We start from the raw sequence: 18,280 nt of genomic DNA on the forward strand, positions 1-18,280 counted from the left end.
AAAAAGCTGGCTTTTCTAAGCAGCTTTTTTTATTTTTGTTTATAGTGGCAGGGGAACGGAAGAAATAACGAAGATTTTGATATTCAAAATCGCTCCATATTAGATGGTAGGGGTGAAACTTAGGTATCACCGGGTGAAGGCAGCAATTCACGGGGGGAAACTCGGCAGTATTGGGGTGGAACATCTGTATTTGGGGTGAAACGAGGTACTCAACGGGCGAACGTGTAATAAATTAAGAACACGTACCGTAAACCAACAAACGAAAAGGCCAGCTAAAACGTTAGCTGACCTTTTAATCATATATTTGTTTAGAAGCGGCTGTCGCTTAGTAAGCGATCCATTTCTTCCTTATGCTTTGTTTCATCAGCGATCATATCTTCCAGCTGAACAACTAACTCAGTCAGCTTTAGGTTAGATGCTTGCTCTTTGCGCTCTTCATAACGTCTGATTGTATCTTCTTCAGCATTGCGAGCTTCTTCAAGCATTTCGCGTACGCTTTCTACTTGTTTAACTGGCTTCGGCTGAGTAGTAGGTGTTCCGCCTAAAGTTTTGATCTTTTCTGCTAAATAAAGAGCATGTCCCTGCTCATCCGAAATTTCACTTTGGAAGAAAGGTTTTAAGATCTGACGGTACAATCCAGATACTGTTGCTGCATTATGGTTGTACATAATGATCGCTGAGTACTCGTTTGCAAGATCCTCGTTTAGTCCATCAATTAGTGCTTGTAAGTCTTTTTCCATTTGTATAACCTCCTGAATCTTGTTCTACAAAAGTATCCTTCCCTTTTTCTAATCATAGTAAACCGAAAGTATGAATAGAAAAAACTGAAATAAACAAACTGTATAAATAAGTTTAAGTTGTGTGAAATAAAGGTAAATGGATAACAGACCTAACACAATCATTAAACAAAGGTCATACACATACACTTTTAAGGAGGTAACAAAAATGGAAAGCAAACACATGGTGGACAAAGAACGTGATGTTGACATGAGCAAGGTTGAGGACACAGCGAACCGTATGAGCGAAAGCAAAAAAGACGAAATCTTGTCTAACTTTGAAGAGTTCAAAAGCTATCTTCACAGCAAAGTTGAAGTCGGCGAGAAGATGGGTATGAGCGAGGAGACACTTGCAAAAACGGCAGAAAAAGTTGCTGATTATCTCGCTGCACATGAGGAGCCTCGCAACTCTGAAGAAAACCTCTTAAAAGAACTATGGAAAGTCGGAGAACAAGAAGAGCGCCATAAGCTGGCTCATATGCTAGTGAAACTTGTTAAATAGAATGTATGACCAAGGGGGCTGTCCCAAAAGTAAGGTGAACTTACTTTTGGCAGCCCCTAATTATTTATTTTTTAAAAAATAAAAAATAATTAATATCTTCCAAATTTAGCTATCTTATAGGGTAATAATTGACGTTATCTAAATTGGATTAAATAAAAAGAGGCACCTCAAAAGTTTTTATACTTTTAAGTCAGTATTTTAACTTTTATATAAAAAGTACAGCCAGCTGTGAAAAAAGTTTAATACTTGTTCAAAAGGTGAAAACTTGAGATATATATTTTATAAAAGAGGAGATCTTATGTTACGAGACTTAGCAAACAAATTACCTTTTCCGATACTCCCCGTTATTTATATTTTAGCCGGTCTCTTTCTTTCTTTTTATTCCTTAAATGTATTCTTTGAACTGTCTGAAGATCTGATGGAAGAAGAAAGGTTTCAATTTGATCAAGTAATCATTCAATATGTTTCAGAAATTAGAAATGATGCATTAACTGCAATTATGAAGTTTATAACTTTTTTAGGTTCTACTACAATTCTCACTATATTATTAATCGGCAGTCTAATATGGCTTATCATGAAACGGAAAAATTATTGGGGAGCAATATTTTATATAATTGCTGTAGCAGGCGGCGGTCTCTTAAATCTTGGTCTTAAGCACTGGTTTGGAAGAGTTCGGCCGGAAAACAGCCTTATCATCGAACAAGGATTCAGCTACCCTAGCGGTCATTCAATGGGAAGTTTAATTTATTATGGATTCTTAGGCTATTTAGTAATAAGAAGCCAGAGGGGAAGATCACTCAAACTATTGTTGGGGATAGGTTTTATCACTTTGATCTTGCTGATCGGATTCAGCCGAATCTACCTAGGGGTCCACTATCCATCTGATGTGCTGGCAGGCTTTTCCGCAGGTACTGTCTGGCTGCTTTTATGTATTGGCGGCCGTGAGTCTATTCGGGCATACAAAAAAAGGACGCTTCCTTTTTTTAAAAGGAAACATCCCCAGTAAGTGCTGATATATGCTGTTTAAGGCATTTAACGACAGAAGGTGTTTTATGTTCCCGCTCTCCATCACAGTCAATTAACTGTTGGGGAGCGGTTTTTATTTGAATTTCTGAGCTTTGAAAATAGTGATAGCCTTGTCCCTCATAGGATGTGTCGGTAAGCCGATTTTGCAGAACATCCCAAATAAACGAAATAGAAGGTTCTTCGATTAGCAAACAATCCAGTTTGCCATCTTGAATATCAGTGTCTGGGAAGAAAGGTTTGATCCCGCCTGTAAAAGGTCCGTTTACGGCTAAAAACATGGCTGCTTTCCCTTCGAACTGAAACTCCTCAGATTGAACCGAGATCTCAAAAGGTTCCCACGTTTGCATTGATTTTGCTGCAGATAAATAATAAGACAGTCTTCCAAATCTTTCTTTTGTATCCGGGTCTATAGATTCTGATACATGTGTAATTAATCCAACTCCCCAAAAGTTCGTGAAGAAATGTCCGTCGAATTCTCCTATATCAATATGCCTGATATTTTTCTGACTCAGCTGTTCCGCGGCTTTTAGAGGATTTTGGTTCATGCCGAGAGCCCGTGAAAAATCATTGCAGGTTCCTCCAGGTAAAATTCCAAATGCGGGTTTTCTTTCTTCTATTGATAATAATGCCTCTGCAATTTCATGTACGGTACCGTCTCCGCCAGCTGCAAGGATCACATCTGTATCTGCATGAAGCTGCTCTACAAAAGATGCACCTTCACCAGGGGCTGTTGTTTCGTATACTTGTACGTCATGAAAACCATTCTTCAATTCTGTAATGACTTCGTTCCAATTGTTGAGAAGACGTCCCTGTCCCGCTTTAGGATTTAAGATAACAGAAACACGTTTTAGTTCAGATGCATTCATACTCATTGAACGACCATGTATTCTTTGACAAATGACTTGCCAGAGAAAAGAGTTTCAGGAAGTCCTTTAGAGGTGCCTCTGTCCTTATGAGCTTCTTCATATGCTTTTGATTGCTGCCAATTAATGAAATCAGCATGGGAATTCCAGAGAGTCATTATAATATACGGGTCTTGGTGAAGCGGGCGGAGTACACGAATTCCAATGAATCCAGGTTCACTCTCAACAAGCCCTGCACGATTCTGAAAACGCTCTTCAAAAAGACTGCGGCCATCCTCTGTAACAGGAACGTGATTCATAACGACAAAGCCTGCACCTGATAAAGATCCCCTCTGGTTGATCACTTCATATTCATGTTTTTCAGTAAAAGGATTCTCTCCATCTGTTTCATAAACGAGTGCGGAGTTTGAATCACCTTCTAGCAGGAGCGCCTGGTTGTATTTTTCTTGATAGCTGGATAAATAGTCAGTAGTTCCGTACGTGATATATGTCTTCATTTGCTAATCCCTGCCTTTTAATCGATTTATCTTTGTTTTACCCAACCAACATGCGGGTTAAACAGTGTAAGAATCTTACTGCTTGTAATATACTTTCCATCTGAGGGAAAATTATATAAAATGTACTTTTCGACCTAGAAAGAAATGAGGTTTGATTATGGTGAAGAAAAGTCTTGTCGCACTTGGTATTTTAGTTGGTTCATTGATTATTGGATTTTTTGCCTATCTTTTTATCATTATGGCGGGAGACTATGTGATTGATGAAAAAGACCTTGTGATGGATTCGGCGACGTTTTTGGTGAACGAAAAAGGTGAAAAAATCACAAAAATATATGATGAGAACAGGGAAATTGTTGATATTACAGATATTCCTGACCATGTTCAGGAAGCTTTTGTAGCAGTTGAGGACTCTCGTTTTTATAAACATAACGGAATTGATGCAAAAGCGATTTCACGTGCCATTTATAAAGATATTTTAGCTGGAAGCAAGGTGGAAGGCGGAAGCACGATCACGCAGCAGCTGGCTAAAAATGTTTTCTTATCACATGAAAAATCCTGGCTCCGCAAGACGAAAGAAGCGGTTATCGCCATTAATCTTGAACGAAGATATTCAAAAGACAAGATTTTGGAGATGTACCTAAACCAAATCTATTTTGGACATGGGGCCTACGGGATTCAGCTTGCTGCAAAAACGTATTTCAATAAAGATGTAAGTGAGCTTACTGTTGCAGAAGGTGCAATGCTTGCGGGTCTTCCGAAAGCTCCCGGTCATTACTCGCCGATTAAACATCCAGATGCAGCAAAGGAACGCCGTGATCTAGTGCTGACGCTTATGGAGAAGCAAAACTATTTATCTCCGAATAAAACAGTAAGAGCACAAGGCCAGACGATCGCCGTAAACTTTACACAGGAAGAACGCAATCCGGCTTATTCTACTTATATTGACATGGTTATTAAAGAAGCGAGGGAGAAGTATCATATATCGAGAGAAGAATTGAGGCAGGGCGGGTATAAGATAGTCGTGCCAATGGATCCTGCTGCACAAAATTCTGTATATAAGAGCTTTCAAGAAGGAAAGTATTTTATCGGGACCGGAAAGGAAAAACCTGAAGGAGCAATGGTTCTTATGGACAGCCAGACAGGGGGGCTTCTCGCTGTTCAGGGCGGACGGAACTATGTGACAGAAGGGCTGAACCGTGTTGAGGTAAACCGGCAGCCAGGGTCCACCTTTAAACCATTATCCGTATATGGTCCTGCTTTGGAATCAGAAAAATATAAGCCATATTCCATGCTGCTGGATGAGGAAATGAGCTATAACGGATACGAGCCGAAGAACTACAATGGCAGATATGAAGGGAAAGTATCGATGGTGGATGCTATTACACACTCTGTCAATTCATCAGCTGTATGGCTTTTAAATGAGATTGGTATTTCTTATTCTAAAAAGTATTTAGAAGACCTCGGGATGCCGATTGAAGATAAAGGCCTCGGCATCGCGCTTGGCGGAATCGATCATGGGGTAAGTCCTTTGCAGATGGTTAAGGGCTATAGAAGTTTTCTTCATGAAGGGAAGACCGTAGAACCTTTTGTGATCAGCAAAATCTACAATCATGAGGGCGAGCTGATCGGCAAGGCCAAACGTGAGGAAAAGAAAGTCTGGACGAAGCAGAATGCATGGAATATGACGCGAATGCTGCAGCAGGTTGTGGACAACGGAACAGGTTCAGATGGTCCGGAAAATATGGAGATTGCCGGAAAAACAGGAACGACCAATTACCCGAACGTGGATAAAGGAAATAAAGATACTTGGTTTGTTGGGTTTACCCCTCAAGTGGTCGGTGCAGTTTGGGTGGGATATGATAAAACGACAAAAGAATCTTATTTAAACAGCGGAAGTGCACAGCCTACCCTTTTATTTAAACAAGTGATTAACCAGATGCCTTCACAACAGGGGTTAGCGTTTAAAAAGCCCGATGGAGTGAAGGATTTAGAACCTCCGATCGATATGATCGAGATCGGGGACCTTTCTGCAGATTTTGGTATGGGTGACTATGGTATGCCATCAGTAAAGCTAAAATGGACACCTTCTAAGGACAAGCGTCTTCAATATAAAATCTATGCTGTAAATGATGGGGAATCCACAAAATTGGATACGGTAAAAGGAAAGGGAGAATATGTTGCTTCAGGCAAGCATTTGTTCACACTGCCTGACTTTTATGTCGTTCCATATAACCCTCTTACAAAAGAAGAGGGGCGTCCTTCCAATACAGTTTCGATCTCATTTTTCCCAGGGTTTGGTGATGATGACGATGATAAAAAAGAGAGCCGCGGAAAAGGAAATAATGGAAAGAAGAAAGACAATAAGAAAAAAAAGAAAGATGATTGAGTTGAGGGAGATGGCTTTTGTGCCATCTTCTTTTTTGCAGCTTTATTTGAGGGTGCGGTTGTCGAAAGTTGACAGAAATCGTTTTAAATTAAAATAACGTGCGATTAAGCTTACTATGTATGAATTAGGGACCGTCTGATGATCATAAACTGTTAAACAAACAAAAAAGATGGGCACGAAGCCCATCTTTTACACTGTATTTATATTTAATTCGCAAATGGACTTTTCACATCTATTGTAAAGGGAACATTTGCACCGGAATACAGTCCTACATAGATAAAAGATGTGCCGCCAGGAACTACACCTGACTCATTCGCCCCCGCTGTTGCGATGCTGCCGATCAGATTGAATGATGAATCATAGAAATAAACATCAAGATCATGTGCCCCGTCATCAGGACCTGTGACAGATACATTATGCAATCCATCACGATATTGTTCAGGAAGACTTACTACATATCCATCAACACCTTGTGAAGCCGGCTCAGGGTTTTGGGTCGAAACGAATTCGTTCTGCGTTACACTTCCTGTCGCGTCCAAGTCAGCTAAGCTTCCGATGCCTGTTGCCGGGTTGCCTGCCTGGATTACCCCTTCACTTTTAAATGGTTCTGTAACAACAGGAGGCAATGCCTCAACTTTTGATGACCGTTCTGCAAAAACTTGAACATCGGCTACCTGAACATGGCCAAGAGAGTTATCTTGAGCATTATTAGCAATGAACTTAATAAAGTTGGCTTTTACCGGTTCAGCCAAATCGAATGTTTTATAATGCAGATCAGGTGTTGCAGGACGCGGCTTTCCAGCGTTGAACGTACCGTCTTTAACAGCAGTCCAGTTCTCACCGTCAAGCGATGTTTGGACGGTAAAGTCTTTTAATGCTGAAAAACGTGCTTTTGCAATGTCTTTAAATGCACTTACTTGGACACTTGAAACGGTGGCTGGTTTGTCTCCTGCAAGATCTACAACAAACTCAGATCCCGTAAAGCCTTCTTCTTTTGTTTGTGAAGCATACACGGTCGCTTCTGTATCATCCAGAGCATTTTTCACAGGATGTGTTTCTGTTTCATCAGATACCGAAACCACTTCAGCTCCGTTTGCTGCAGAAGCAAGGTTAGGTGCCAGATTCACATCTAATGATTCAATCTCACCAGCTGTAATAGCTACGTTCTTAAATGTTGTTGAACCGAAGCCGCGAGCCTGAATGGTAATGTCATAGGTTCCCGAGACGATAGGCAGGCTGAATCCGCCGGTATCACTTGATAAAGCTACAGGACTTGTACGGGCTTCATATTGTCCGATAATAATTCTTGCATCTTGTACCGGTTTTTTTGTTGAAGAATTTATAATCTTTCCGGCAAGCATACCGTTTTGTCCGGATACAGGGTGGTCATACGCTGGTAGGGGATCAGTATCATCACCAGATAAAGATTTAGCTGAAGCCCCAAGACCTCTTTGTGCAAAAGCTTTCCATAAAAGATCATAGTGTTTTCCGCCGTATCTGTCTTGGTCAGCTGCAAGGATGGCAGTACGCATATCATCCATTGACGGATCAGGAGCAGAGATTGGCATTGCATCCATGACGATATGTTCTGCGACAGATTCACCTTCTTCTTTTCCTAGTTCGGCTATTAAACTTTCTCTAACATGCCAAAGAATAGCCGCCCAGATCTCACCATCAGCATGGACTTCAGGACCAACGATATCAAAACCAATGTCACCAAACTGAAGGGGAGCGTCATCGAGTGCCCAGCTTCGGATCCCACGTTCCTGATTCCCCGTTACATATGCCCCGACAACAGGATTATTTTGCAGACCGTTTTTAACAAGATAGTGCATCCCGAACCAGTCACCCCAAGCTTCACCCATGGAGCCTGCTTGATGGCTGTTCAGAGATTCGCCTCCTGCTACATAACGGTTGGAGAGAGCATGGCTGTATTCGTGATAAATGATCCCGGCATCAAAGTCGCCATCTGTATATTCACCTTCGAAAGCCCCTTTAATCGGCTCCCATAAAAACATGCCGCTCCACGCAGGAATACCATCGGGAAGAGTAAGCATATAGGCGTTGTCACGGCCCGTATATGTCGGTTCTCCTCCTGATGCTGCGCCTGCTTGAACAAGACCAAGGATAGGGTCACCGTCCATACCGCCTTTTCCGAAATTAGAAGCTTGCAGGTTTCCAGCAGATTCTGTCCATCCTAGCTTATAAAAATAATCGTGAAACAGGTTGTGATGATAGAACAAATTCGTTGCTGCACTGTTTACATCTTCCGCATAAGAAGGTGGAACGGTTTGTCCTTCTGTTTTGTTCCAAGCATCCTTAAACGGGAAATTAAATTTCCCGAGCGGATTTACTGGTCTGATAAGTCCTGCACCTTCTGGAACAAGAAAATTTGACCAGTTTGCGTACGTATCAGCATTGTTACCAAGTGTTGTAACGCCAGCATCATTTGCAGGCAGCAGCCAACCTTGTGGAGAAGCTTCTGGGTCACCTTTTAATGATTTCACAACCTGTGTGCCGCCTGCCGGAGAACCGGGATAATTTTCAAAAATTAAGCCTTCCGGATCAAGGTTTTGAACAAGTGATCGTTCAAAAAGAGTTTTGCCTGTTACTCCGTCAACAACAACTTCCTTACCTTTGTTCAGTTTTTCAATAAAAAGTACACGGTAAGCAGGTCTAACACCATCAGATGTGACAAACGCTGATTTTTTAACGCGCTGAACAGTTGGAAGGGTATCGCCGCCAGCATATTCTTCCCAGCCTTTATTTGACCCGTTTAATACTGGCGTATAATTTAAATCAGGAAGATGTTCCTTAACTACGGAAAGAAGAACATCTTTGCTTGAGAGTTTATGTGCTTCAACCATTTCTGACGCCTTTGAAGCATTTGATGCAACAGAAAGAATACGTCCATCTTTATTGACAGAAACAATGATCCGTCCGCCGTTTGCGGATTCAATCCCAGAGAAAGTTTGCTGAAGAACAACCGTTTGAAGACCGCTGCCAGGAATAGAATGATGCTTTATAACTGAAAGGGAGTCTGCTTGATCGGAAGAGAGTCCGAACATTTGTGAGTTCTCTTTTAGCCAGTTTCGAGCAATAGTCTCACTGTTATAACTGGATGGAGAAGTTAAGTATCCTTTGTTTTTAGAGATAAAAGAAGGTGTACCAAAAGTTGAATTCCAGGAGATTTTGGTTCCGGTGCCTGTTTCTTGAATAAATGAATTTGCTGCTTGTATTTGTGAATTATCAGGAAGCACTGCAGATAAATTTTTACGAATATCAAAATTTTCGTGATTATGTTCTTTTGTCAGTTCATTTGATGAAAGAGCATTCACGGGGAGATCACTGACTGGGAATAACTGTGATAAAAGTAAAGCAGAACATACGGCTGAGCCGGTAATTGTTTTTATGTTGATGGACATTGTACACACCCCTTAACGGAATTTTCTGACTTTTATTACAGTCATTAAACAATTGTCCTAAAAATGAGTCAATGGAATTCCTGAAAGATAGTGCTTTATCTTATATTTTTTAGCCTGAAGTTATAGTGCTGGCATACGACTAAGGTAATAGAGGAAGAGGATTTGCAGCGCGTATGGGATTTTGTGGAAAGAGCTGAATTTTTAAATGGCTCTTCTCAAAAAATGTTGCTTTTGACTTTTTTCTATCTCACAGTTTGCAAGTTGATTGGAGCGCAAGGTGCGTGCCAACTACGTGAGTACTCTTCTCGCAAGGCATGCGACGAGGAAGCCCGCTTCGATAGGATTTCTAGCAGACGCAGGAGCACACATGCTTCCTTGAATATGAAACCCCCGTGGAAAGCGAGCAACCTGGAGCGGAAATCAACTACTTTCAAAAAGCAACAAAGAATACGAAAACAGCCTTTAAATTATTCCTAATTCACAGTTTAAGAGGTTTCACATATAAAGCTTATACTGCCGGGTGACTAGGGCAATTTGCCAAAATGATGACAATTGAGCTTTCAGCCTATACTTTTATTATGAATTCCCTTACAATGTGTATGGATATTGACGTTTAAAGGTTTTAAGTTTCAGCAGCTAGGAGATAACAATAGTGCTGCAGCTTTTGGTCTTGATAGAAAGGTGTGTACGTTTTGACAATGAATGAAGAGTTTTTAAAGGCGTGTCGTAAGGAGAAAAATTCACATATTCCTGTATGGTACATGAGACAGGCGGGCCGTTCTCAGCCTGAGTACCGTAAATTGAAGGAGAAGTATTCACTGTTTGACATCACTCACAGACCTGAGATGTGCGCAGGCGTTACAAAGCTGCCGGTTGATCAGCACGGTGTTGATGCAGCGATTCTTTACAAAGATATTATGTCGCCGGTTCCTGCAATCGGGGTAGATGTAGAGATTAAGCCAGGCGTAGGACCTGTTATCGATAATCCTGTAAGAACACGCGAGGCTGTTGAAAGACTTGGAACGATCAACCCTGAGAAAGATGTTCCATATGTACTTGAAACGATTAAAATTTTGCGTCAGCAATTGGAAGTTCCTCTCATTACTTTTGCAGGTGCTCCATTTACGCTTGCAAGCTATATGGTTGAAGGGGGTCCTTCACGGGATTACCATAAAACAAAGCAGCTTATGTTCTCTGATTCAGAAAGCTGGTTCATGCTGATGGACAAGCTTGGAGACATGACGATCGCTTATGCAAAAGCTCAGATTAAAGCCGGTGCGCAAGCTTTTCAAATTTTTGATTCTTGGGTGGGAGCTTTAAATCAACAGGATTACGCAAAATACATTATGCCTGTTATGGAGCGAATCTTCTCAGAACTTCGTGGAGAAGGTGTTCCATTGATCCTTTACGGAACAGGTGCACGCCATCTTGTGATGGAGTGGAATGAACTTCCTATCGATGTTATTGGACTAGACTGGAGATTGTCACCAAGAGAAGCGCGTCAGATGGGTGTTACGAAGGCGTTGCAAGGAAACTTGGATCCTTCACTCCTGCTTGCTCCTTGGGAAGTAATTGAAGCAAGAACGAAAGAAATTTTGGATGAAGGTATGGAAGAGCCAGGATTTATCTTTAATGTAGGTAAAGGTATTTTCCCTGAGGTCAACATTGCAACATTGAAACAATTAACCACCTTTGTCCATGAATACACGTCTAAAAAACTAGGGTGATTAAAGTGACGAAAAAGAAAACTGGTTTATTAGTAATGGCATATGGAACGCCAAGAAGTCTGGATGAAGTAGAGAGCTATTACACACACATTAGACGAGGCCGCAAACCTTCGCCTGAACAGCTTCAGGAGTTAACGGAGAGATACGAACAGATCGGCGGAATATCTCCATTAGCAAAAATTACAGAAGATCAGGCACAAAAACTAGAAGAAGAAATGAATCGCCGCTACCCAGATAAGGAGTTTAAAAGCTACCTAGGTTTAAAGCATATCGATCCTTTCATTGAAGATGCTGTTCAGCAGATGAAAGAAGATGGTATCGAGGAAGCTGTAACTCTTGTACTTGCTCCGCATTATTCAACGTTCAGTGTTAAATCTTACAACGGACGTGCGGTAGAAGAATCAGCAAAAATCGGCGGTCCCGATTTTGTAACAATTGACAGCTGGTATGACGAGCCTAAGTATATTCAATATTGGTCGGAAGGAATTAAACGAACGTTTAATAACATTCCTGAGGGCGAACATGACAAAACAGTTGTTATCTTTTCTGCACACAGTCTTCCAGAGAAAATTTTGCAGATGGGAGATCCTTACCCGATCCAATTGCAGGAAACAGCTGATTTGATTGCAAAAGAAGCCGGGGTTCCTCATTATACAATAGGATGGCAAAGTGCAGGCAATACGCCAGAGCCATGGATTGGACCAGATGTTCAGGATCTTACACGTGACCTATACAACGAACAAGGCTACAAGCATTTCATCTATTGTCCTGTAGGATTTGTTGCAGATCACTTAGAGGTTCTGTATGACAATGACTATGAGTGCAAAGTAGTAACTGACGAATTAGGCGTTAACTATTACCGTCCTGAAATGCCTAATGCAAAACCTGAATTTATTGACTGTCTGGCAACAACAGTTGAAAAAGCACTAGCAAAAGAAAGAATGTGAATACGATGAGCGAGCGAAAGCACGTGATCATTTTGGGCGGCGGCATTACAGGTTTAGCCGCTGCCTTTTATGTGCAAAAGTATGCAAAAGAAACAGGGAAGCCTGTAACATTTACATTGCTTGAAAGCAGCAGCAGACTAGGCGGAAAGATTGAAACGATAAAGGAAAATGGATTTGTAATCGAGCGGGGGCCGGATTCCTATCTGGCTCGAAAAACGGTTATGACCGAACTGGCTAAAGAGGTTGGTCTTGAAAAAGAACTGGTTTCCAATGAAACAGGACAAGCTTATATTTTGCATAATATGAGATTGCATCCTATTCCAGAGGGAGCGGTAATGGGTGTTCCCACAAAAGTAATGCCCTTTGCATTCACTCCGCTCTTTTCAATTTTTGGAAAAGCGAGAGCAGGTTTTGACCTTGTTCTTCCTAAGCGTTCAGATTCTAGTAAAGATGTATCGGTTGGACACTTTTTTAGAAGACGTCTTGGTGATGAAATAGTAGACCGTCTGATCGAACCATTGCTGTCAGGAATCTATGCTGGTAAGATCGATCAATTAAGCTTGCAGTCTACTTTTCCTCAATTTGTTGAAACAGAAAAGAAGTATAGAAGCTTAATTCTTGGTATGAAAAAATCACAGCCAAAGCCTGTACAAACTCAGAAGACAGAAAATAAAAAAGGCGCATTTTTAACATTTAAAAACGGGCTGTCTTCTTTTGTATCAGCTCTTAAAGAATCTCTCCCTGAAGAACATATAAAAACAGGTGTAAAAGCTGAATCTGTAGAGCGTTTAGAAGACGGGACTTACTCCGTTAAAATGGAAGACGGGTCAATTCTAGCTGCTGACCACGTGATCGTAACCACGCCTTATGCAGTCACGAAAAAATTATTTAACGAAAAGCTGTTTCCGGCACATTTTCATAAAACGAAACCTACTTCTGTTGCGACAGTTGCGATGGAATTTAATGAAGATGAAGTATCATTTTCATTAGATGGCACCGGATTTGTCATCGCAAAAAGCGAGAAAACTTCTATCACAGCATGTACGTGGACAAGCCGCAAGTGGCCGCATACGACACCTAAAGGCAAGGTTCTTCTAAGATGCTATGTAGGCCGGGCTGATGATCAGGGAATCGTTCATGAGTCAGATGAAGTGATCTTGAAAAAAGTTTTGGATGATCTTAAAAAGATAATGGGTGTAGTTGAAAAGCCTGAAAAGTATTATGTTTCCCGTATGATCGATTCGATGCCGCAGTACGAAGTGGGACATAAAGATTACGTGAAACAGCTTAGAGGGACATTTGAAAAAGAGCTCCCAGGTGTACTTCTTGCAGGTGCCCCATATGATGGCGTAGGACTTCCGGATTGTGTGAATTCAGCAAAAAGGGCTGCTGAATCTCTTTTTAACCAAATAAAAGTATAAATTTTGTTAAACGGCAAATGGATAAGTTTGTCGTTTTTCTTATTTTCTTGTAGAATGATTCTGCTATACTGAAGAAAGAAAAAAGGGAAGGGGGAGCATCATGCAGGCATTTATTGAACCATTATTCGTTAATATTGCAATCGTTTTCTCGTTTACTCACCTCTTGAATATGTTCTTCCCTCTTCACCCAGGTGTGATACCAAGCTTGAAAAATAAGGTTATCTTTGGGGTAATAAGCGGATTTGGTGCTTTAGTTTGTATGTTGTTCCCTATAGAAACGCTTAAAGATTCTTTTTTTGACCTCAGAAATGTACCTATTATGATTGTTACCCTTTATGCTGGCTGGCTGCCCGGTGCCATCTGTTCTTTATTTGTTATCGTAGCAAGGAGCGGAATGGGCGGGGATTTTGCATGGCTCGGTGTCGTATTAACTTTATTAGCTTATGTGATTGCTCTAATATATCAAGGCTTCTTTGACGAAGATAAACGCAGGTGGGTTTCAGCGATCTATATTGCTGTGATCTACACGCTATTTTATATCTTGTTCATCCATTCTTTTCTGGAATTTTTGACACTTGATTTTTATCTTGTTTATTTTTCTAGTTTTCTTATTGCTTTCTTTTCGTGTATTTTTCTTATCGAGAGGCTTGTTAAGATCAATATGCAATTAAAAGAAACAGTTTATCTGGATAAATTAGCGGTTGCTGGTCAAATGGCAGCAGCGATCGCACATGAAGTCAGAAATCCGATGACAACCATCCGAGGTATGATTCAGTTTTTAGGAAGTACAACTAATGATGAAAAATTGAAAGAGCACTCTCCGCTATTAATTGAGGAACTGGACCGGACGAATAAAATTATTACAGATTACCTTTCAATGGTGAAACCCGATATTCCCAAACTAGAAAGTATCCATGTTGAATCCATTTTAAAAGATGTAGTTTCATTAACCGCTCCGTATGGATCTATACACAATGTGGAAGTGTCTTTAAGAGAGATTGGTTCATACTTGATCTGTACAGACGAACCGAAGCTCAAACAAGGACTTATAAACATCATTAAGAACGGTATTGAAGCAATTGATAATGCGGGTACTATCAATATTTACAAATATAAAGTTACAAAAAAATATATAACCATAGCGATTGAGGATAATGGAAAAGGAATGACTGAAAAAGAGCTTGAGCAGATTGGCCTTCCCTTTTACACAACGAAAGCAAAAGGAACAGGTTTAGGAATGATGGTAACCTTTAAACTTATTAAAGATATGAGCGGGAAACTCCGCTATGAAAGCGAGTTAAATGAAGGGACTAGAGTACTTTTAACTCTGCCATTATGTACGAAATCTGATCAGCTGCAAGAAGAGGTGATAATGTAATGGATCGCAGGAAAAGCATATTAGAAGCAGCTGAACGTTCTTTTTCAATGTTTGGCTATAAGGCAAGTACGGTTGACCAGATCGCGAAAATTGCGAATGTAGGTAAAGGGACCATCTACACTTTTTTCGCAAATAAAGAAGAGTTGTTTTCTGAGATTATTACGAACCTTGTAAAAGAAACAAAGATTGCAGCATCAAAAGCGATTAAAGAAGACCGGCCATTTTATGAAAATCTGCATTATGCTTTATATGAAGTGATTGAGTTCCGGAAAACGCATCAATTAGCTGTGAAGCTTTCACAGGAAGTAAAAGAAATGAATACATCACCTGTAACGGATGCTCTGCAAAGAATCGAAAAAGCGGTATTGAGTTTTGTTCAAAGGGAACTGGATAAAGCGATTGAAAAAGGTGAAATCAAGGACTGTCCCACAGATATCGTGGCTTTTATGATGGTCAAACTGTACCTGGCTCTTATTTTTGATTGGGAAAGGGATAATCCCGCGATTCAAAAAGAAAAGATGCTCGAAGTTCTTGAAATGTTCGTTATGGATGGGCTTCGAAGAGAAATATAATGTTGCAGAAATAGATAAAACGTGATAGATTATTTGTGACCAGAATTTGATTTTGGTCATTTTTAAAAGCTAAGTGTAAATAATGTTGCTAATAGAAGATGTTGATTTCCGCTCCAGGATGCTCGCTTTCCGGGGGGCGTGCGGTGAGCCTCCTCTGCGCTTTGCGCCGTTAGGAGTCTCACCTGTCCCGCTAATCCCCCAGGAGTCTCGCACCTTGCGCTCCAATCAACTAGTCAATGATGCATTATTTAAATGTATGAGCAACAAACTTTTACAAATGAGCTTTTAGGAAAGAAGACAGAAAGAGGTCTCTTTTTTTTACAACAAATTGACCAAATGACTAAATCGGTCAAACGGTATTTTATAAGGAGTGAAAACATTTGTTAAAGAGTATAGGTGCTCAGTTTAAAGCAGTATTTTCGAACAAGAAGATTGCGCTACCGGTCTTTGCCGTTCTTTTTATACCGGTGCTGTATACCGGAATGTTCTTATGGGCGTTTTGGGATCCATATGACAAGATGGAGGATCTGCCGGTTGCAGTCGTTAACCTTGATGAAGGTTATGAATATAACGGAGACAACCTTGATGTAGGGGATGAGTTTGTAAAAAAACTGAAAGAAAATCCTCAGTTTGAGTGGAAGTTCGTCAGTGAGAATGATGCAAAACAAGGGCTTGAAAATAATGATTATTATATGATGATTGAAATCCCTGAGAACTTTTCCGAGAAAGCAACTTCGTTATCAGGAAGTGAAAAAGAAAAGCCGGAGCTCATCTACACACCGAATGCCGGTTTTAACTTTCTAGCTGCACAGATCGGCGGTACCGCGGTTGATAAAATGAAAGAAAGTCTCTCAAATGAACTGACAAAAACATATGCTGAAGTGATGTTTGGTCAGGTTGAGCAGCTTGCTGGCGGTCTGGAACAAGCGGCTGATGGATCAAATCAAGTGACAGACGGCTTAGAAAAAGCGTCTTCTGGAAGCGGTGAGCTTGCTGCGGGTATGACTGAAAAAACTCCTCAGATTAAAGAATTAGAAAGCGGGGCAGCTTTATTCAATTCTAAGATGACGGAGTTTGACAGCGGCATGGATCAATTGCTTGCTGCGCATAAAAAGTTAGCGGCTGTTACAGGAGAGATCAACACAGGAGCTCAATCATTAAAAAGCGGACTCAGCAAAGTGACAGCTGGTTCTGAGAAGATTAAGGATGGAAGTCTTGCTTTAAAAGGCGGCGCTGAAAAGCTTGCAGCGGGTGCTGGCAGTTTAGCAAGTTCTGTGAATGAATGGGATGCAGGAGCAGAAAAAGCAACTGCAGGATCGAAACAAGTTGAACAACAGATCAACAACTTAATCGAAAATCAAAGTAACATGTCTGATGAAGAAATAGCAGCTTCTTTAAAACAAATTGCCGCTATTAGTGGTGGTGTGAATAATGGTCTGGATGGATTAACGGCTGCAACTGGCAAAATTGCTGGGGGAGCCAACGAACTATCAGCTGGTGCCAAAAAATTAAGCGATTCCCAAACGGCTGTGGCAAAAGGGTCAGAACAGCTGCATAATGGACAGCTGAAATTAGTGGATGGTGTTGGCCAGCTTGCGAGCGGCCAGGCTAAAGTAAACGCAGGAACGCAAACATTCCAGTCTAAACTAGGTGAAGCAGCTGCTGGGTCTCAAGCATTACTAGATGCAAGCGGCAAGCTTGCGGATGGAACGGCAACTGTATCTTCAGGCTGGCAAGAGGTAACAGGTCATGTAAACGAAATTCATGACGGAGAACAAAAGCTCCTTGAAGGAAGCGGGCAATTATCTTCTAAATTGAGTGAAGCCGCAGACAAAACAGGAGAGCTTGATCCAGATAGTGAAATGTTTGAACGAATTGCCAACCCTGTTTCTGTAAAAACAAAGAGTTTTTCTGATGTTCCGAACTACGGTACTGGTTTTGCTCCTTATTTCTTATCGTTAGGTTTATTTGTCGGTGCATTATTGATGTCGATTGTGTTCCCATTGCGTGATAAAGCAGGAGAACCTCGTTCAGGTTTTGGATGGTTTGCGAGCAAGTTTTCATTCTTAGCTGCAGTTGGTGTTGTTCAAGCATTGATTGCTGATGCAGTGCTGCTATTCGGTTTAAATATCGAAGTAAGCAATCTGCCGGCGTTTATCGGACTTAGCGTAATCACAAGTCTGACGTTTTTAGCACTAGTTCAATTGCTCGTAACCGTTTTAGGGGATCCAGGGCGATTTGTTGCGATTATTATTTTGATTCTTCAGCTGACAACGAGTGCAGGTACATTCCCGCTGGAACTTATCCCAGACGGACTGCAAATCTTCAACACATGGCTTCCGATGACTTACTCTGTATCAGGCTTTAAAGCAGTAATCTCAAGCGGAGACATGAACAGTTTTACTTTCAACGTATGGGTATTAGCAGGATGTATGGTTCTATGTATGGTCGGAACATGGACTTATTTTGCAATACAGATGAGAAACAAGAATAGACAAACAGATGAGCTTGCAGCTTAATGATTAGGAAAAACACTTGGAGACGTAAATCCAAGTGTTTTTTTGTTCGAATACATGTGTAGTAGGATATCCGGGAAGGAGGTTACTAGGTTTTAACCGGTTATTTTTACAAAAGTGATTTCTGTCCACAATTAGACCTCCTGCAAGAAAAAACTGAATGGTTTGCCCATTATTTTAACCGTTTCATTAGAATTAGGTAAGTGAATACGGGTTGCTTCTTTAGAAAGATAGGTATGGTTGC

13 protein-coding genes are annotated in these 18,280 nt (G+C 40.9%); 9 read left to right on the forward strand and 4 right to left on the reverse strand.

Annotated features, from left to right (window positions below; translation table 11 throughout):
* Nucleotides 1–308: 308 nt before the first annotated feature.
* Nucleotides 309–740 (reverse strand): ferritin-like domain-containing protein, encoded by a 432-nt coding sequence (locus ACFQ4X_RS00725; protein ID WP_077363426.1) that lies wholly within the window; start codon nucleotides 738–740, stop codon nucleotides 309–311.
* A 205-nt stretch (nucleotides 741–945) separates the two neighbouring features.
* On the opposite strand from ACFQ4X_RS00725, the gene ACFQ4X_RS00730 reads away from it, so the two are divergent.
* Both ACFQ4X_RS00730 and ACFQ4X_RS00735 read left to right on the forward strand, forming a co-directional pair.
* Nucleotides 946–1,278, forward strand: coding sequence for a DUF3243 domain-containing protein (locus ACFQ4X_RS00730; protein WP_379832669.1), 333 nt, complete (start codon nucleotides 946–948; stop codon nucleotides 1,276–1,278).
* Between the two features lie 298 nt (nucleotides 1,279–1,576).
* Nucleotides 1,577–2,284 (forward strand): phosphatase PAP2 family protein, encoded by a 708-nt coding sequence (locus ACFQ4X_RS00735; protein WP_379832670.1) that lies wholly within the window; start codon nucleotides 1,577–1,579, stop codon nucleotides 2,282–2,284.
* On the opposite strand, the gene ACFQ4X_RS00740 is transcribed toward ACFQ4X_RS00735, so the two are convergent.
* Together ACFQ4X_RS00740 and ACFQ4X_RS00745 are read right to left on the reverse strand one after the other, a co-directional pair.
* Nucleotides 2,262–3,176 carry a diacylglycerol/lipid kinase family protein gene (locus ACFQ4X_RS00740; protein WP_379832671.1) on the reverse strand — a complete coding sequence of 305 codons (915 nt, stop codon included), beginning with the start codon at nucleotides 3,174–3,176 and terminating at the stop codon, nucleotides 2,262–2,264. The genes ACFQ4X_RS00735 and ACFQ4X_RS00740 overlap by 23 nt on opposite strands.
* The gene (locus ACFQ4X_RS00745) at nucleotides 3,173–3,664 is read right to left on the reverse strand and encodes an antibiotic biosynthesis monooxygenase family protein (RefSeq protein WP_379832672.1); all 492 of its coding nucleotides are present in this window, start codon (nucleotides 3,662–3,664) and stop codon (nucleotides 3,173–3,175) included. Before ACFQ4X_RS00745 ends, ACFQ4X_RS00740 begins: the two co-directional genes overlap by 4 nt.
* Before the next feature lie 157 nt (nucleotides 3,665–3,821).
* Here ACFQ4X_RS00745 and ACFQ4X_RS00750 point away from each other — a divergent pair, with 157 nt between their 5' ends.
* Entirely contained in the window at nucleotides 3,822–6,050 is a 2,229-nt protein-coding gene (locus ACFQ4X_RS00750; RefSeq protein WP_379832673.1) for a transglycosylase domain-containing protein, read from the forward strand.
* Between the two features lie 206 nt (nucleotides 6,051–6,256).
* On the opposite strand, the gene ACFQ4X_RS00755 is transcribed toward ACFQ4X_RS00750, so the two are convergent.
* Nucleotides 6,257–9,475: a M36 family metallopeptidase gene (locus tag ACFQ4X_RS00755; RefSeq protein WP_379832674.1), complete on the reverse strand. Its 3,219-nt coding sequence runs from the start codon at nucleotides 9,473–9,475 to the stop codon at nucleotides 6,257–6,259.
* Nucleotides 9,476–10,173: 698 nt separating this feature from the next.
* Here ACFQ4X_RS00755 and hemE point away from each other — a divergent pair.
* From hemE to ACFQ4X_RS00785, 6 genes are all read left to right on the forward strand, one after another.
* Nucleotides 10,174–11,202 carry a uroporphyrinogen decarboxylase gene (gene hemE, locus ACFQ4X_RS00760; protein WP_379836982.1) on the forward strand — a complete coding sequence of 343 codons (1,029 nt, stop codon included), beginning with the start codon at nucleotides 10,174–10,176 and terminating at the stop codon, nucleotides 11,200–11,202.
* A gap of 5 nt (nucleotides 11,203–11,207) precedes the next feature.
* Nucleotides 11,208–12,149, forward strand: coding sequence for a ferrochelatase (gene hemH, locus ACFQ4X_RS00765; RefSeq protein WP_379832675.1), 942 nt, complete (start codon nucleotides 11,208–11,210; stop codon nucleotides 12,147–12,149).
* Between the two features lie 5 nt (nucleotides 12,150–12,154).
* Nucleotides 12,155–13,570: a protoporphyrinogen oxidase gene (hemY, locus tag ACFQ4X_RS00770; protein ID WP_379832676.1), complete on the forward strand. Its 1,416-nt coding sequence runs from the start codon at nucleotides 12,155–12,157 to the stop codon at nucleotides 13,568–13,570.
* A gap of 100 nt (nucleotides 13,571–13,670) precedes the next feature.
* On the forward strand, nucleotides 13,671–14,948 hold the full coding sequence (locus ACFQ4X_RS00775) for an ATP-binding protein (RefSeq protein WP_379832677.1): 1,278 nt from the start codon (nucleotides 13,671–13,673) through the stop codon (nucleotides 14,946–14,948).
* Complete coding sequence (locus ACFQ4X_RS00780; protein WP_379832678.1) at nucleotides 14,948–15,520, forward strand: TetR/AcrR family transcriptional regulator; 573 nt, start codon at nucleotides 14,948–14,950, stop codon at nucleotides 15,518–15,520. The genes ACFQ4X_RS00775 and ACFQ4X_RS00780 overlap by 1 nt, the downstream gene beginning before the upstream one ends.
* A 380-nt stretch (nucleotides 15,521–15,900) precedes the next feature.
* Nucleotides 15,901–18,039 (forward strand): YhgE/Pip family protein, encoded by a 2,139-nt coding sequence (locus ACFQ4X_RS00785; RefSeq protein ID WP_379832679.1) that lies wholly within the window; start codon nucleotides 15,901–15,903, stop codon nucleotides 18,037–18,039.
* Nucleotides 18,040–18,280: the final 241 nt, after the last annotated feature.

Origin of the sequence: Fictibacillus halophilus (genome assembly GCF_042680145.1) — a bacterium.
GTDB classification, from domain to species: Bacteria; Bacillota; Bacilli; order Bacillales; family Fictibacillaceae; genus Fictibacillus; species Fictibacillus halophilus_A.